The following is a 16617-nucleotide window of genomic DNA, read 5'->3' on the forward strand; positions in this document are numbered from 1 at the left end:
AGCCCAAGCCATAGATATCTTCGGAAAATTATTAATGCATGGATCTGTTTTTCATAATCGCTTTATTAATTATCATCAGCGCCACCTACTCGTATATCAACGCAAGGTTCATTAAATTACCGGGTACCATTGGTATTATATCATTGGCAATTGGCGTTTCCATCATTGTTTTAATTATTAATAGTGTAAACCCCAAAGCAGCTAAATACCTTACTGTTTTAGCCAAAAACATCGATTTTTCGCGTACGGTATTAAATATTATGCTGGGCTTTTTGCTTTTTGCGGGCTCGTTCAATCTCAATGTTAAAAGGTTAAAAAAAGAAATGCGCCCGGTACTGGTATTAAGCACTATTGGTGTTATCTTATCTACCGGTATTTTTGGTGTGCTGTTTTATTTTATCGCGCCGCTTTTTCATATTTATGTGCCACTTATCTACTGCTTGCTTTTCGGGGCGCTGGTTTCGCCTACAGACCCGGTAGCGGTTGGCGCTATTATTAAAAACTCGCGGCTGCCTGCGCACCTGGAGACTATTATTTCCGGCGAATCATTATTTAACGATGGCGTAGGGCTGGTGCTTTTTATTACCCTGCTGGAAATTACCGAATCGGGCATACAGGATATCGATTTTGCCAATGCCGCGGTCCTTTTTGTGCGCGAGGTGTTTGGCGGTATCATATTAGGTGTAGTTTTTGGGTTCCTGGCATTCAGGTTAATGCGGTCTATTAAAGATTTTCAAACCATTGTGCTGGTTTCCTTGTCGCTTGTTATGGCCATATCGCTGATAGCTAATTACTTACATTTGTCAATTCCCCTGGCAGTTGTTTCAGCAGGGTTGTTCGCGGGTAACCGTTCTATCAATTTGGATGATAATGAACACTCGCACCAGGCCTTAGAACGTTTTTGGCAATTGGTTGATGAATTGCTGAATACCATCCTGTTTGTAATGATAGGTTTACAGATGGTAAATTTCCCCTTCCTGAATAATTATTGGATGACAGGCAGTTTAGCCATCATATTGATATTAATGGCACGCTGGGCCAGTGTAACCATACCGCTGACTTTTTTGAAACGTACGCTAAATGTTAATTACAGCAGTGTTAAAATATTAACCTGGGCAGGCTTGCGGGGTGGGATTTCCATAGCCTTAGCCTTGTCCTTACCGCATACCAAATACCGCGAGCTGATATTGGCCGGTAGTTATTTTATAGTAATATTTTCAATTATAGTGCAGGGATTAACCTTAAACCGGGTAATTAACGCGGCATATAAATCAGAGCATCCCGAGCCCAGTAAACCTTAATTAAGATTGGTTTTTCATGGCAGCCATATAAGCGGCTATTTCCTGCTCGTTGCTGTGCGGGCTATCATTTAGCTTATTGATGATATTATCGCGTTCGATGGGTGTACGATTTTGGCTTAACTTTTTCTTGGCTTGCAGGTCGGTAACCGTAATATCAAAAGTTAGGATCCCTTTTATCATTTTTAGTTTATAATCCATAGGGAGACCTTCCCATTGCTGCAGGTAGCCCTGATCATAAAAACGGATCATTTTTTCAAGAACAGCCAATTGTCTGGTCTCGTCGGTCACCACCTTTGCCTGCCCGTAAGCATGTATGGCAATATAATTCCAGGTAGGTACATTTTGTTGTTTCTCGTAATTTGATGGAGAAATATAGGCATGCGGTTCGGTGAAAATAACCAGCGCGATATTCGCTTCAATGCCCGCAGCTTGCGGGTTTGCTTTAGCAAAATGAGAAGAAAGAATAAGCGCATCACCTTGTTGTTCTATTAAAAAGGGGAGATGCGTTGCCTCCGGATAATTATTAGCCGAAGTAATGAGCGTAGCAAAGCTGTAGCGCTGCATAAAATCAATCGCTTCCCGGGTATTGCCAGCTTCAAAATGCTTTGGGATGTACATACGTTTTGTTTAAGGTTTGCTGATCAAATATACTATTTGCAAGGTACTGCCGCGGGTTTTGGCATTAATAAAAGCCGGTAATATGTTTTCCTGCGGATAATCCATACCATGCCAAATAACCTTAAAAGGAATGTGTTGTGCTTGAAAATAAGCTATCGCTTCCGCATCGGCATAAAAAACGGCGTTAGGTTCGGTAGTTATAGTTTTAAATTCCTGAAATGGTACCAGCTTTACCGGCCTATCGCAGTAAAACTGGAAAATGTTGTTTTGATCTTTTAATGAATATACCGGTTGACTGGCCGGGATTGTTTTGTTCACTTGCCCGGCTGCATTAATTTGCCCTTTGTTTGCAATAATGATGGGGTATAAGGTAGTATTTACATAAAAACCCACGTACAACATTACTACGCAACTTAGCATAAAGGTTTTTATATGCTTATCTAAACGGCTACCAATTATCTTCCGGAAAGCAGTAGCCAGTGGTGCCGCTGCTATGATGAAAAACACATTATTTTTGGGCTCCAAATAAAAATGTAAAACCCAAACAACTGCAATAAATAATACGATATAAAGCCACTGCGCGATTAAACGGAAAGTGTTTTCAGCTTTATTGGATAACGCCTCCCCGCAAAAATTGGCGGTTATAATGGCAAACAAAGGGAAGATAATGTTGGTATAAAACGGAAGCTGAAAGCCGGATACGGAAAAAAGGATTAACAACAATAACCCGCCGCTTATGGCATAGTATTCCGGTTGTTTTATGCCCTTAAAGATTTTTTTTACCGACTTAAAAGCAGCGTAATAAAACAACAGGCACCATGGTGCAAAGGCCCAAAGCAGGGTATGGATAAAAAAGAAAACATCGCCGGATGCACGGGTAATTGGCCCATCGTTAGCAAAACGCCCAAATTGGCTATCCCATAAAAACCACTTTATGCCCGATACATGTTGCTTATTGAATACTGTTTTTTCAGGGTGCAGATCGAACTGGATATACAGGGCATAAATTTCGGGGGTGATAAACAGCAGGGTTAATAATACCAGGCCTATCCATTTGATACTGAATATTTCCCTGTATTTTTTATTCAATAACAATTGACCGCCCAATGCGCCATAGATGGGTACGATAACAAATATACCCTTGGTCATGATAGCGAAGGCCGTGAGTAAAGCCGCTAAAACGAACTGGGTAACGCTAAAGCGATCTTCAAGCCTGGCTATGTGGTATATTGCCCCAATGATAAAAGCCATTAAATAAGGCTCGGCACGCACATCAGTGTTGGACATTATGATATGCAGCGAAGTGCTGACAATAAGCACTGCCATGATAGCCTTTAGTTCGCCATAGTATTTTTTTGTAAACAGCCAGGTATACCATAAGCTTAATAAAAAGCATAGTAAGGCCGGTAATTTATAAGACCAGGTATGGATGCCGAACGCTTTAAAGCTAAGCAGGATGAGCCAAAAGGGCAGGTGTGGTTTATCGAGCCAATCGCGGCCGTATGAAAAAAGCTGGAAAAACTGATGTTTATAAACTAACTGTTTGGCTATGGAAGCATATAAGCCCGGATCGTCGGTAAAAAAAGCGGTATTGATAGTGCAAACATTTACCAGTACAGCCAATAACAATAGTATTTTGAAGGCGGTAAGAGGGTTATGGCTGCTTTGCTGGTTTAACATGTTACTGTAACGATATGCTATTTTGTGCAATATTACTAAATAATAAAACCGGTGCAGTAATAAATGAACGGCTGTAGTTGAAAGTATGTGTTTGACATGGAACTGAAAAACCGTTAGGTTTGCCGCTTATTTACATTTTATGCCTGTTACATTAGCTACTATAAACGACGTTCCCGAACTTACTAAACTGGTTAACAAAGCCTATCGCGGCGATAGCTCAAAAAAAGGCTGGACAACCGAGGCCCATTTATTGGATGGCAACCGCATTGATGAGGAAACAATGGCCGGCTATTTTACGGTGCCCGGTATTTATATTTTAAAATACACCAACGAAAGCGATGGGTCAATTGATGGTTGTGTTTACCTGGAAGAGAAAGATAATAAGCTTTACCTGGGCATGCTATCTGTCGACCCTGATTTGCAGGCAGGAGGGATAGGACGGATGCTTTTGCTGGAAGCGGAGCAGTTTGCTTTAAGCTTAAACCTGCATATTATAGGCATTACCGTAATATCAACCCGGACTGAATTGATAAGCTGGTACCAGCGCAGGGGGTACCGCCCGACAGGAGAAATGCTGCCATTTCATGTGGCGGAAAAGTTTGGCATCCCGCGGGAAAAGATCGAGCTAATAGTAATGGAAAAACCGCTGAAAAACGAATAAGAATAAATAATAATAGATAAATACCACTGAAACTAAGTAAATCATAGCGATCCCCACACAATGATGTGATTGCGGCTGTAAATAGTTAAGCGGACACCGAAAAAAATTACTCGCTTATCTCCGAAATGATCTCGCTCATGTCCATATACCGCTTGAAGTTCTCCACATCGTCCTGTACCATTTTTTGGAATAACGGATTTACCAAATGGGCTATCCACGCGCCAAGTACACCCACCGGCGGCTCGTAGGTTATGGTCACATGCACCAGGGTGGTATCCGGTTCGGGGGTATCAACAAAACGTACTTTGCCGGTGGTATGGATGTTCGATCCCGGTAACGATTCCCAGGCAATTACTTCGCCGGGGTCATCGTAGGTAATTTCTGCATCCCACGATAGCGACGCGATATCAGTAGGTAGTTTTAACGACCATCTTGAAGATAAGTTATCCAGTACTTCCACGCTCTTTAAATGGCTCATAAACAGGGGCAGGTTATCCAGTTTGCGCCAAAAATCATATACCTCCGTGCGCGGTTTGCCTACCAGCACCGAAGCGCGGATGGCCACTTTTACAGGTTCGGTATCGGTTTTGCCCACTTGCTCATAAAGTTCGCAATGGCCGGTAATGCCCCTGTTAAGCAGGTAGCCGCCCGTGCCAATTTTAAGGATACTGGTAAATGGGCTCGAAAACATATGTTTTAATCCCGATAAACCAACTTTAACCCCGGTTATTACCGAGATATAACGCTCGGGCCATTTTAAATTGATGTTATGCTGGTTCGGCAGCGAACGGCCGTTGATATGTTGTGTTATTGTTGCCATGATACTTTTACAACAGCCTGGCATTGTAAAGGTTTTGGCAGGGATGTAAATGATACGCTGAAGTTTTTAACCAGCAGCAGAGGTAATATCCGGGCGATTTAACCAGCGCAATTAAAGGTCTTTTTATGGTTTACACTTTTTTGAATATTTTTTCATTAATTAACTAATTATCAAATAATTAAACTAAATAAATGCCCGAATTTTGTAAACCATGTAAACCATGATTTGGCCGTTTTAACCAGGGCATACATCTGTATCCTTTTGCAATTGTGGATCCCTTTATTACATTTGCACCGCTTTAGGTTTACGGTGCAATTCATTTGTGCTGTAATTAAAAGGGAATCCGGTGCAAATCCGGAGCTGTCCCGCAGCTGTAAACTCTGTTACCAATGTCCATCTCAAAATGGTCACTTTCCGCCAAACGGCGAATGGGAAGACCGGACAAAGGGGAGTGAGCCAGAAGACCTGCCCAAGGCATTATATTATTCATAGCTTTCGGGGATTGAAGCTTGAGTGAGAATACCGCTGTTAGTGTATTTCCATTCCAAGATGTTTCGTTTCTGTATGCTGTGAGTTTAAAACTCACAACAACATGAAAAAAAATGATGTTATTGTTGCTGCAGGCCTGGGGCTTGTACAACTGGCGCTGCTTAGTGCGGCAGCGCGCGCGCAGGACACCTCACGGGTGCTGCAAGATGTAGTGATTACGGCTACCAAAGCCGACCAAAAACAGTCGCAAACCGGCAAGGTGGTTACCGTTATTTCCCGGCAGGAATTGCAGCGCAGTTCGGGTAAATCGGTTTCGCAATTACTGGCCGAACAGGCGGGTATTATGGTAAATGGGTCAAACGCGAACCCGGGGTTGAACAAAAGCGTTTATTTGCGTGGTGCAGATAACAAACACACTTTAATATTGCTGGATGGCGTGTTGATCTTCGACCCATCGGGCGTAGGCGGCGCTTTTGACCTGCGATTGTTATCTGTTGACCAGATAGACCATATCGAAATCCTGCGTGGCGGGCAATCAACCCTCTACGGGTCAGACGCGGTGGCGGGAGTCATCAATATCATTACTAAAAAGAATGCCGGGGCAACGCCGGGTATTAATGGTGTTGCAAGCGCAGGTAGCTACGGTACAGCTAAGGGTAATGTGGGTTTAACTGCCCGCGTAAAAGACCTGAGCTACAATATCAACTATAGTCACGAACGCAGCGATGGCGTTTCAGAAGCTGCACAGCCTGCCACAGCTACCAGCTTTTTTGATAAGGACGGCTATAACCAGGATGCAGTTAACGCACAATTTGGAATAAAACTAAGTGATAGGTTTCAGCTGAACCCGTTTGTGCGGTTTTTACAAGGCAAGTATAGTTATGATAACGGAGGTTTTACAGATGGCGACGGTTATTTTACAAGCAAGCATTTAAACTTAGGTACAAATGCAACCTATAAAACTGACAAAGGACTGTTTAATTTGAACTACAGCTTTGAAAATACCGACCGTAACTATAATGGCACGAGCCCATTTATCGGTCGCCTTAATTTTACGGAACTATACTATAAACACCAGCTTTCCGATCATATTAAAATATTAGGTGGGATTGATGATCGTTATTCAAGTATGAATGCCAAAGGTAATGCAAGGGTCGATTCGTCGGCTAATTCGTTAGGCGTTTATACTTCGGTTTTCTTCAATAACATCGCTTCTGTCTTTAATCTGGAAGCGGGTGGCAGGTATACCCATCACACCAAATTTGGTAATAACTGGACCTATTCGGTTACCCCATCGGTTGATCTGATCGCTAACGATAAACTAAAAGTATTTGGAACAATATCTACCTCATTTAAAGCGCCCGACTTAGGTGCATTATACGGGCTGTATGGCCCCAACCCAAATCTGAAGCCGGAGAAAGCACAGGAATATGAGGCTGGCGCAAGCACGGCGTTATTCGGCAACTTTAATTTACGGGTAGTGGCTTATCAGCGTAAGCTTACTAATGCTATTATTTATCTGTATCCACAGGGATATCTTAACCAGGATAAACAAAATGCAAAGGGAATTGAAGTGGAGCCGTCTGTTAAGTTAGATAAATTAACCCTGAGAGGATATTACACTTATTTTAAAGCGGAAGCTATCTCTAAAAACGGCGCGGGGGCAGAAAAATCATTGGATTTTCTATACCGTCGCCCGGCACACAACTTTGGTTTATTCGCCGGTTTGCAGGCATCGCAAAAACTGTTTGTGAGTTTAAATTACCGTCATTACAGTCAGACTTACGACCTGTTCTACAACTCCAAAACCTTCGCTAACGAATTGCAAAGCCTTAAAGCTTATGGCTTGCTTGATGGTTATGCAGAATATGCGTTGATAGGTAAAAAGTTGAAAGTATTTGCTGATGTGAAGAATATACTGAACGCAAAATATGCCGAACTGTATGGTTATACGGCCCTGGGCACAAACTTTAATGCCGGGTTAAGTTTCAATATTCAGTAAATAATTGATAGTTTTGCTTAAGCAGATAAATACAAAAATGTCAGAAAAAATAAAATCAAGGAACGCGGTACTTATCTTAATGATAGTTTTTGCCGTGGCTATGCGTTTAGTAAGCTATAAGTTTCAATGGCTAAGCAATTTTACGCCGGTAGGCGCAGTAGCGCTGTTTGGCGGCGCTTATTTCAGTGATAAATGGAAAGCCTACCTGGTGCCTTTAGCAGCATTGTTTTTAAGCGATATAGCTATTAACTACCTGTATACCGGCAAACTGGTGTTATGGTATGGCGGTTCGGTTTATGTATACCTTTGCTTTGCGCTGATGGTATTTATTGGCACCATGATAAAGAAAGTAAATGTTACGAATGTATCCATAGCTTCATTAGCATCGGTTGCCGTACATTGGTTAATTATGGATTTGCCATGGTTATACGGTACGCTTTACCCGCACACACTGGCTGGTTACGGTCAATCGCTAATTGCAGCTATTCCGTTTGAAAAGAACATGATATTAGGCGATGCCATTTATGGCGCTATATTATTTGGCGGCTTTGAATTAGCTAAAAGCAAATACACCCTGTTACGCAGCAAGGCGGAACTGGCGGTTTAATTATAAAAGAACCCGATGAAAAGCGCCCTGTTATTACGGGGCGCTTTTTTTTGTTTAAATTGAAATCAGGTATGAAAAAGATAGTAATACTCACCGGTGCCGGAATAAGTGCGGAGAGCGGCTTAAAAACTTTTAGGGATAGCGATGGATTGTGGGAGGGATATGATATTGAAGAAGTAGCCACACCCCAGGCCTGGGCACGTAATCCGGCCCTGGTGCAGGAGTTTTATAATATGCGCCGTAAAGCCGTACTGGAAGCTAAGCCCAATGCGGCTCATTTGGCACTGGTTGAACTGGAGAAGCAATACGAGGTAACTATCATCACCCAAAATATTGATGATCTGCACGAGCGGGCCGGATCAACCAACGTGCTACATTTACACGGGATCATCACGCGGTCGCAATCGAGTTTGAACCCCGAGTTGACTTACCCAATTGATGGCTGGGAGTTAAAAATGGGCGACCTGTGCGAATTGGGCTCGCAACTGCGCGCACACGTGGTTTGGTTTGGCGAGGATGTGCCCATGATTAGCAAAGCGGCGCAGTTATGCCAAAAGGCCGACCTGTTTATACTCATAGGTTCCTCGCTTGCGGTATACCCCGCAGCCGGTCTGGTAAACTTTGTGCGACCTGAAGTACCAAAATATATTGTTGACCCGGTTATCCCCGATATGCAGAGCGGAAGGATGTTTAACAAAATTGAAAAGAAAGCAAGCATCGGCGTGCCGGAATTGGTAGCTAATCTTCTTGATGATGATATTTAGGTTTAGTTTAGCTTGTAAATATTGTTTGCAATATCGCGACGGAAAGTTGTGAACTTTCGCACCTGTTTTCTTAATTTAGATAAATATGAAATGTAGATTTATACTAATTATCGGGATTGTTATACTATTTGCAAGATGTCAGTACGACCCTTTTGCTGATGAGTTAACTACAGTGCGACCTAAAATAAAAGATATCATCGGGACTTATATATTCGAAAAGCAGACTTTAATAAATAATTTAAGTAATAAACAAACGGATTATTCAAAAATCACGTTGAAATCTGATAGTACATTTCTTGCAACTCATATTCCAAATTTTACCGGACAAGCAGAGTTTTATTACAATGGAGTTGTTTCTGCAAAGGGTAAGTGGCAGATTGCAACAAACGGGGGCGTTGCTAACGCCTCTGGTGGTACTGACACTGTATGGGGAATAGATTTAGATTCCTTACCGGTTAATCTTAAACATATCGAGTTTTTAGGAAAACACCCTCCATATAAATTAATTGTGACTTACGGAGATCCCGATGAGGGCGCAGTAATGATATTTAGAAAACAATGATTCAATATATCAATAATATCATCTATGAAATTATTTCAAAAGCTACTACTATCGCCAAATCGATAACGTTTGTTCTCTGACATGAAATGCATCTTCAACTGGAGCGGCGGTAAGGACAGTGCGCTGGCTTTATACCATTGCCTCCAAAACCCTGATATAGAAATTAAATACCTGCTGACTACCGTTAACGATTCGGTGAACCGGATCTCTATGCATGGCGTACGGGAAAGCCTGTTGCTGCGGCAGGCTGAAGAGATCGGTATCCCATTATACCAGGTGCGCTTGCCCGAAATGCCGGGTATGCAGGAGTATGACGATACCATGCGCTATCACCTTAACAAACTAAAAGCTGAAGGCATCACGCATTCTATTTTTGGAGATATCTTTTTGGAAGACCTGAAAGATTACCGTGATAAGCGTTTGGCAGAGGCGGGATTGACTGGTATTTACCCCCTGTGGAAACGAGACACCCGTGAACTCATTAACGAATTCTTGTCGCTGGGCTTTGGCACCGTGATAGCCTGCACGCAGGAACGCTTAGGCCATTTGGTAGGACAGGAGATAACCCCTGAATTGATTGCCGGGTTGCCGGCGGATGTAGACGTATGCGGCGAGAATGGGGAGTTTCATACCTATGCTTTTAAAGGTCCCATCTTTAAAAATGAAATAAAATATCAAACAGGGGAGCGGGTGTTCAAAGCCTACAACGCCCCCAAAAATACTGACGAAACTTGCGGCGACAGCACCGCCGATAGACCAGCAATCAGTGGGTTTTGGTATTGTGATCTGCTGCCGTTGTCACTCTAATTATTTGTCATTGCGAGGAGTGAAACGACGTGGCAAACTCGTAATTCGCAGATCAAACTACGAGTTTGCCACGCTGTCGCTCGCAATGACATTATTTTCTAACTTCTCATTTGTTTGGCATATTTAACTACAAAATATAATTTTTACTAATTTCTTAAATAACTATTTACCAATAGCTTAATTAGTATATAATGTAGTGTAGCTTTAAATAGAGTAACTTTTAGAAGTAAAAAATAGCCCGGATTGCCAAATAAAATTCTGAAATTGAATATTTAAATTTATAAATCGCTGTAATATAATAAGTTGTGTACGATAGCGAGTTAAAAATTATACCGACCATAAGCGGCACGATAATCCTGATGCATTTCTTTAAAACGCTGGCCAACTTTGGTTAAAAACTCCTCGTCCAATAATTCAAACACACTATTTACGCCGTCGGTCAGGTCCATTTCGGCGACTTTAAAAATCTGTTCATATACCCCTTTCTCTATCTTCACAATAAACTTTTGGTTCATGCTCATAATGGTGATCTTAAAATCGGGGTGCGGTAGTTCGGCAACTATTCTCATTTAAATCCTTTTGTAGCGAAATAAAAGATTAAATATGATATTTCACTTATTTAATTCACAACGCGGTATTGTAACTTTGAACCATGGCAGAAGATTTAACCATCAATACATCAACCAACAAGGCTGAACAATACAAATCGTTGATCCCGCAAATTGAAGGCTTGCTTTATGGCGAAACCGACCTGGTAGCCAATATGGCCAATGTATGCGCAGCGTTAAAGGAGCAGTTCAACTGGTTTTGGGTAGGTTTTTACCTGGTGAAGAATGGCGAGCTGGTATTAGGGCCATTCCAGGGACCGGTGGCCTGTACACGTATTGCCAAAGGGAAAGGCGTATGCGGCTCGGCATGGGAGCAGGCCAAAACCCTCATTGTGCCCGATGTGGATGCCTTTCCGGGCCATATAGCCTGTAGTTCGCTTTCCAAATCCGAGATCGTACTGCCTGTGTTCAGTAATGGTGAAGTAGTAGGCGTGTTAGATGTCGACGCTTCGGAACTTGATCAGTTCGACGAGACCGATGCGCTATACCTTGAGCAGATCATACAACTCATAAATTTTGCATGAGCAGGATATTCCTGATACCCGGTTTGGGCGCTGATAAACGTATCTACAAAAATATCAATCCAGGCAGCGCTGCCGATGAACTGATCTATATCGATTGGCTCAAACCCGCTAAAACCGATACTTTAACCACCTATGCGCAAAAGCTGATAGATGAATATGATATTACGCCCGGCGCTGTTGTTATTGGCAACTCGCTAGGCGGCATGCTGGCTGTAGAGATAGCCAATAAAATACAACTAAAAAAAGTGGTATTGATATCCAGCATAAAAACTGCTAATGAAGCGCCGTTTTATTTCAAGTTGTTTAAATGGGTACCCATTCACCGTATCATCCCGGGTAGTTTGTTTAGCCGCATGGGGGGATTGATAGCGCCCTTGTTCGGTAAAATGTATTCGGTTGATGCATACCTGTTCAATAGCATGCTGCAAAATACATCGCCGGTATTTATTAAATGGGCTATGAGTGCGGCGCTGAACTGGCAAAACAAAATTGTACCGCCAAATCTTTATCATATAACCGGCGACAGGGATTTGATATTTGATCATAAGAAGATCAAAGAACCGATTATTATAAAAGGCGGAACGCACATTATGATATTTGACCGTGCCCGGGAAATAAACCAATTGTTGAAAGATATACTAAGTCATTGAAATTACCCGAATCTTATTATACCAGTAGTGATGTGGTCAGCATAGCGCGCGACCTTATAGGCAAGTACCTGTTTACCCGTATTGATGGTTTAGTTACTGGTGGTTACATTGTTGAAACAGAGGCATATAATGGCATTGTTGATAAAGCATCGCATGCCTATGGTAACCGACTTACGCCACGCACCAGTACGATGTACCAGCAGGGCGGTATAGCCTATGTTTACCTGTGTTACGGTATCCACGAAATGTTGAATGTGGTAACTTCGGGCGAAGGGCAACCCCATGCGGTTTTGATACGCGCTATAAACCCAACCGTTGGATTAGATGTAATGCAGGCGCGCCGTAACATGGCAGTAATTAAACCAAACATTACCATGGGGCCGGGTTCGGTAGCTAAAGCTTTAGGTATATCACGCAAAATAAACGCCATAAGTTTGCAAAGCGATACCATGTGGATAGAAGACCAGGGCTTAGCCTTCCCGGATGATGCCGTGGCTGCTGTGCCCCGCGTAGGCGTAGATTATGCCAAGGAAGACGCGCTATTGCCTTATCGCTTTTATGTGAAGGGGAATGTATTTGTGAGTAAGCCGAGGCAGTAGCCTCAGATGTGTCATTTCGAACGAGGAGAAATGACATGGGTTTTAAATTCGTAATATTGACCCAATGATTTTTCAAAACACACCTGAATTTGCCAGCCAGCTTGATGCGCAGGACGAACTGAAACATTTGCGTAGCGAGTTTATTATTCCGCAGCATAACGGCAAGGATGCTATTTACCTGTGCGGTAATTCTCTGGGCCTGCAACCTAAAGCAACAGCTGAGGAGATAGCGAAGCAAATGGGTAGCTGGGCGTCAAAAGGTGTTGAGGGTTGGTTTGATGGGGATGAACCCTGGTTAAACTATCACCAGCAGTTAAAAAGTACCCTTGGCGAAATTTTAGGCGCGAACGAACAGGAAATAACGGTGATGAACTCGCTTACTGTAAACCTGCATCTGCTGCTGGTAAGTTTCTATCAGCCAACAGCTAAAAAGTACAAGATCATTATGGAAGCGGGCGCTTTTCCTTCCGACCAGTATGCGCTGGAAAGCCAGGTACGTTTTCACGGATTTGACCCTGATGACGCGATCATCGAAATACATCCGCGTGATGGCGAATATACTTTACGGACTGAAGACATTATCAAAACTATAAACGACAATACCAATGAACTGGCCCTTGTGCTTTTTGCCGGGATAAACTATTATACAGGTCAGTTTTTTGATATGCCGGCCATTACACAGGCCGCGCATGCAGTTGGCGTGTATGCGGGGTTCGACCTGGCGCATACTGCGGGTAATGTGCCTTTGCATTTGCACAATTGGGAGGTAGATTTTGCCTGCTGGTGTTCGTACAAGTACATGAACTCGGGCCCGGGCGGTATCAGTGGGATATTTGTGCACGAAAAGCATTTCGGGAATACAAAGCTAAACCGATTTGCTGGCTGGTGGGGCAACCGCCGGGATACCCAGTTTAAAATGGCTAAAGGTTTCGAACCCGAGCGGGGTGCAGATGGGTGGCAAGTAAGTACCAGTCCGATACTTTTGATGGCTGTGCACAAAGTTGCGCTGGATGTATTTAATAAAGCGGGAGGGATGCTATCATTACGTAAAAAGGCCTTGCTGTTAACCGCTTATCTGGAATATTTAATCAATAACATTAGCAGTCAACAAGGCCAGGCAATATTTAAAATTATTACTCCAACGAATGCTGAAAAACGCGGCAGCCAGTTATCCATCATCTGTAAGGAAAACGGGAAAGTGATATTCAATTACCTCACCGAAAACGGCGTAATAGGCGATTGGCGTGAACCGGATGTGATCAGGCTTAGCCCGGTACCGTTGTACAATACTTTTACCGATGTTTGTAAAACAGGGCAATTACTATCGACCGCTGCAGGTATTTAATTTGAATCGGTGGAATCATAAAGAATCAGTGGAATCACCATGTTAAAAATCGCCTTCGATCTCATTTACGCGCATCCCCTGCCGGAGGGGCACCGTTTCCCCATGCTGAAATATGAGTTGATACCAGCACAATTACTGCACGAAGGATTGATCACTCCCGACAATCTGTTTTCTCCTGATGAACTGGACGACGCCACGATCCTGCTAACACATGATGCGGATTACTACAAGCAATTAGCTGAATTAACTTTACCGCCCAAAGAACAACGACGCATAGGTTTCCCTTTATCGGCACGGTTAATTGAGCGGGAACGCCGCATTGCCAAAGGCACTATTGACGGCTGTCACTATGCGCGGCAATATGGCGTGGCTTTTAACGTAGCCGGTGGTACGCACCATGCCGGCACCAACTGGGGCGAAGGCTTTTGCATGTTAAACGACCAGGCTATTGCAGCTAATTATTTGCTGAATAATAAATTAGCCACATCTATCTTAATTATTGATTTAGATGTGCACCAAGGCAATGGCACGGCACAGATATTTGAAAATGAGACCCGGGTATTTACATGCTCTATGCATGGCGCCAATAATTTCCCTTATCGGAAGGAGCAGTCCGATTTGGATATTGCTTTGTCTGATGGGGTGACCGGAGAGGAGTATCTGAGCATACTTAAAGCAACTTTGTCTAAACTTATCGCACAACAAAAACCTGATTTTATATTTTACCTCTCAGGTGTGGATGTGCTGGCTACTGATAAATTAGGCAAACTATCCTTAACTATTGAAGAATGTAAAGCACGCGACAAGTTTGTATTTGAACAATGCCTGCAACATCATATTCCTGTACAGGTAAGCATGGGCGGCGGCTATTCGCCCGATATTAAGCATATTGTAGAAGCGCATTGTAATACTTTTAGACTGGCAGATGAGATGTGGTTTTAATCAAAAGTTGTCATTGCGAGGAGCGTAGCGACGCGGCAATCTCGTAGTATGATTTGCGAACTATGAGATTGCCGCACTACCGCTCGCAATGACACATTGTAGTTGCTGAATTGAGTTTATATATTGCTAAACTTCCTGCTCATCCGTTGAAACCGCACAAACAATAATATAGAGGCTGCCATTAACCCCAGGGTTAAACCATACCACACGCCGCTGACGCCCATCTTGTAGTGTATGCCTAATAAATATCCTATAGGTAAACCCAATATCCAATAAGCTAAAAAGGTAATAAACGCCGGTATATTAACATCACCCATGCCACGCAGCGTGCCCAAACCAATAACTTGGGTGCCATCAAATAACTGGAAGAATGCAGCTATAATAAGTAATTGTGCTGCAATAGCTATTACCCGCTCATCTGAAGAATAGATCCATGGTAATAAATGGTTCCCAAAAGCAAAAATCAGCGCTGTAATGCTCATAAATGCGATAATCATATGATAGCTGGATATAGCCGACAAACGTAGGGCCTGGTGGTTTTTCGCGCCGAAATGGTTGCCCGTTTTAATAGCTGCGGCATCGGCCATGCCGCTGGCCATAATGTAAGTAAGCGATGCCAGGCTTAAGGCTACCTGGTGTGCCGCAAGTGCTACGGGGCTGATAGTGCCTATAATAAACCCGGCCCCGCAAAACGCACTCACCTCAAAGATGTATTGAAGGGAAACAGGCAGGCCAATTTTGTACAACTGAAAACTGCGCACCCTGCTAATATTCCTGATGGCGAACTCGTGCAGATATTTTTTAAAGTGTACCGACCGCAATACGTAAATAAACATAACAACGGCCATTATGCAGCGGTCTATCAGCGTGCTGTAACCTACACCACGAATACCCATTGGCGGTATCCCAAACCAGCCTTTTACGAATATAATTCCCAGTACAATGTTTATCACATTGCCCCAAATGGATATCATCATGGCTTGTTTGGTAAAGCCCAGGCCTTGTGCAAATTGTTTGAATGTGTTGAATACGAGCATGGGTATCATAGATAAGCCCAGTAGGTACAAAAACGGCCGGGCCTGTTCAACAACCAATGGCGATTGATGCAAATAGGGTATTACAGAATTAAACCCAAATTGAATAACCAGGCATAAAATAATGCCGCTGATGATATTGATAAACAAACTGTTTATTAACAGCTTGCCGCAGCCCGCAAAGTCTTCGCGGCCGTTTGCCTGTGCAATAAGCGGGGTTATGCCATAGGCTATCCCCATGCCAAGCACCATAACAATAATAAAAACATTATTGGCCAGCGACACCCCGGCAAGTGCAATGGTACCTACAAAGTGCCCAACCAAAACACTATCACTTACCTGGGTAAGCATGTGCCCTGCCTGGGTAATCACCACAGGGATAGCCAGTTTTAAATTTTCGGAATAATGTGTTTTGTATTTCTGGTAAAAGGCTTTCATAAGTTAGTGCGACAAGCAAAGGTAGGTTATTGGTATAAATTTATGGATATGAATGTAAATAGCGGATATTTTAAGGGTAAGACGAAAGGTTATCAACAACCTTACAGTTAAGCGCAGTAATTTCCAACATTATGCACATTTACCTATCCGCACAGCTACACATTCG

Annotated in this window: 17 protein-coding genes and 1 riboswitch; of the genes, 12 read left to right on the top strand and 5 right to left on the bottom strand. The window is 43.0% G+C overall.

Annotation, left to right across the window (positions count from 1 at the left end):
* The first annotated feature begins 38 nt into the window (after positions 1-38).
* Complete coding sequence (locus tag IRJ18_RS08055; protein WP_194105677.1) at positions 39-1301, top strand: cation:proton antiporter; 1263 nt, start codon at positions 39-41, stop codon at positions 1299-1301.
* Here the strand turns inward: IRJ18_RS08055 and IRJ18_RS08060 are convergent, their stop codons facing one another.
* Both IRJ18_RS08060 and IRJ18_RS08065 read right to left on the bottom strand, forming a co-directional pair.
* Positions 1302-1919: an FMN-binding negative transcriptional regulator gene (locus IRJ18_RS08060; protein WP_194105678.1), complete on the bottom strand. Its 618-nt coding sequence runs from the start codon at positions 1917-1919 to the stop codon at positions 1302-1304.
* 9 nt (positions 1920-1928) lie between these two features.
* Positions 1929-3599, bottom strand: coding sequence for an ArnT family glycosyltransferase (locus IRJ18_RS08065; protein ID WP_194105679.1), 1671 nt, complete (start codon positions 3597-3599; stop codon positions 1929-1931).
* A 139-nt stretch (positions 3600-3738) separates the two neighbouring features.
* On the opposite strand from IRJ18_RS08065, the gene IRJ18_RS08070 reads away from it, so the two are divergent.
* Positions 3739-4260: a GNAT family N-acetyltransferase gene (locus tag IRJ18_RS08070; protein ID WP_194105680.1), complete on the top strand. Its 522-nt coding sequence runs from the start codon at positions 3739-3741 to the stop codon at positions 4258-4260.
* Between the two features lie 106 nt (positions 4261-4366).
* On the opposite strand, the gene IRJ18_RS08075 is transcribed toward IRJ18_RS08070, so the two are convergent.
* Entirely contained in the window at positions 4367-5080 is a 714-nt protein-coding gene (locus tag IRJ18_RS08075; protein WP_194105681.1) for an SRPBCC family protein, read from the bottom strand.
* A 283-nt stretch (positions 5081-5363) separates the two neighbouring features.
* Positions 5364-5567: riboswitch (cobalamin riboswitch) on the top strand.
* Positions 5568-5672: 105 nt separating this feature from the next.
* Here IRJ18_RS08075 and IRJ18_RS08080 point away from each other — a divergent pair.
* From IRJ18_RS08080 to IRJ18_RS08100, 5 genes are all read left to right on the top strand, one after another.
* The gene (locus tag IRJ18_RS08080) at positions 5673-7571 is read left to right on the top strand and encodes a TonB-dependent receptor plug domain-containing protein (protein WP_194105682.1); all 1899 of its coding nucleotides are present in this window, start codon (positions 5673-5675) and stop codon (positions 7569-7571) included.
* Between the two features lie 37 nt (positions 7572-7608).
* A complete protein-coding gene (locus tag IRJ18_RS08085; RefSeq protein ID WP_194105683.1) occupies positions 7609-8178 on the top strand; it encodes a DUF6580 family putative transport protein in 570 nt (189 codons plus the stop codon).
* Positions 8179-8249: 71 nt separating this feature from the next.
* The gene (locus tag IRJ18_RS08090) at positions 8250-8942 is read left to right on the top strand and encodes an SIR2 family NAD-dependent protein deacylase (RefSeq protein WP_194105684.1); all 693 of its coding nucleotides are present in this window, start codon (positions 8250-8252) and stop codon (positions 8940-8942) included.
* A gap of 85 nt (positions 8943-9027) precedes the next feature.
* Positions 9028-9504 (top strand): hypothetical protein, encoded by a 477-nt coding sequence (locus IRJ18_RS08095; protein WP_194105685.1) that lies wholly within the window; start codon positions 9028-9030, stop codon positions 9502-9504.
* Between the two features lie 81 nt (positions 9505-9585).
* Positions 9586-10311 (top strand): Dph6-related ATP pyrophosphatase, encoded by a 726-nt coding sequence (locus IRJ18_RS08100; protein ID WP_194105686.1) that lies wholly within the window; start codon positions 9586-9588, stop codon positions 10309-10311.
* A gap of 320 nt (positions 10312-10631) precedes the next feature.
* On the opposite strand, the gene IRJ18_RS08105 is transcribed toward IRJ18_RS08100, so the two are convergent.
* Positions 10632-10880 (bottom strand): hypothetical protein, encoded by a 249-nt coding sequence (locus IRJ18_RS08105; RefSeq protein ID WP_194105687.1) that lies wholly within the window; start codon positions 10878-10880, stop codon positions 10632-10634.
* 83 nt (positions 10881-10963) lie between these two features.
* Between IRJ18_RS08105 and IRJ18_RS08110 the strand changes: the two genes are divergently transcribed.
* The 5 genes from IRJ18_RS08110 to IRJ18_RS08130 all read left to right on the top strand — a co-directional run bounded on the left by IRJ18_RS08110 (position 10964) and on the right by IRJ18_RS08130 (position 14979).
* Positions 10964-11443, top strand: a complete 480-nt coding sequence (locus tag IRJ18_RS08110; RefSeq protein WP_194105688.1) for a GAF domain-containing protein — start codon at positions 10964-10966, stop codon at positions 11441-11443.
* Positions 11440-12093 (top strand): alpha/beta hydrolase, encoded by a 654-nt coding sequence (locus tag IRJ18_RS08115; RefSeq protein ID WP_194105689.1) that lies wholly within the window; start codon positions 11440-11442, stop codon positions 12091-12093. The genes IRJ18_RS08110 and IRJ18_RS08115 overlap by 4 nt, the downstream gene beginning before the upstream one ends.
* Entirely contained in the window at positions 12090-12692 is a 603-nt protein-coding gene (locus IRJ18_RS08120) for a DNA-3-methyladenine glycosylase (protein WP_194105690.1), read from the top strand. The genes IRJ18_RS08115 and IRJ18_RS08120 overlap by 4 nt, the downstream gene beginning before the upstream one ends.
* A gap of 64 nt (positions 12693-12756) precedes the next feature.
* Positions 12757-14037, top strand: coding sequence for a kynureninase (gene kynU, locus IRJ18_RS08125; RefSeq protein ID WP_194105691.1), 1281 nt, complete (start codon positions 12757-12759; stop codon positions 14035-14037).
* Positions 14038-14076: 39 nt separating this feature from the next.
* A complete protein-coding gene (locus IRJ18_RS08130) occupies positions 14077-14979 on the top strand; it encodes a histone deacetylase family protein (protein WP_194105692.1) in 903 nt (300 codons plus the stop codon).
* Positions 14980-15095: 116 nt separating this feature from the next.
* On the opposite strand, the gene IRJ18_RS08135 is transcribed toward IRJ18_RS08130, so the two are convergent.
* Entirely contained in the window at positions 15096-16451 is a 1356-nt protein-coding gene (locus IRJ18_RS08135; protein WP_194105693.1) for an MATE family efflux transporter, read from the bottom strand.
* Between the last annotated feature and the right edge of the window lie 166 nt (positions 16452-16617).

It is taken from the genome of Mucilaginibacter boryungensis, from assembly GCF_015221995.1.
GTDB classification, from domain to species: domain Bacteria; phylum Bacteroidota; class Bacteroidia; order Sphingobacteriales; family Sphingobacteriaceae; genus Mucilaginibacter; species Mucilaginibacter boryungensis.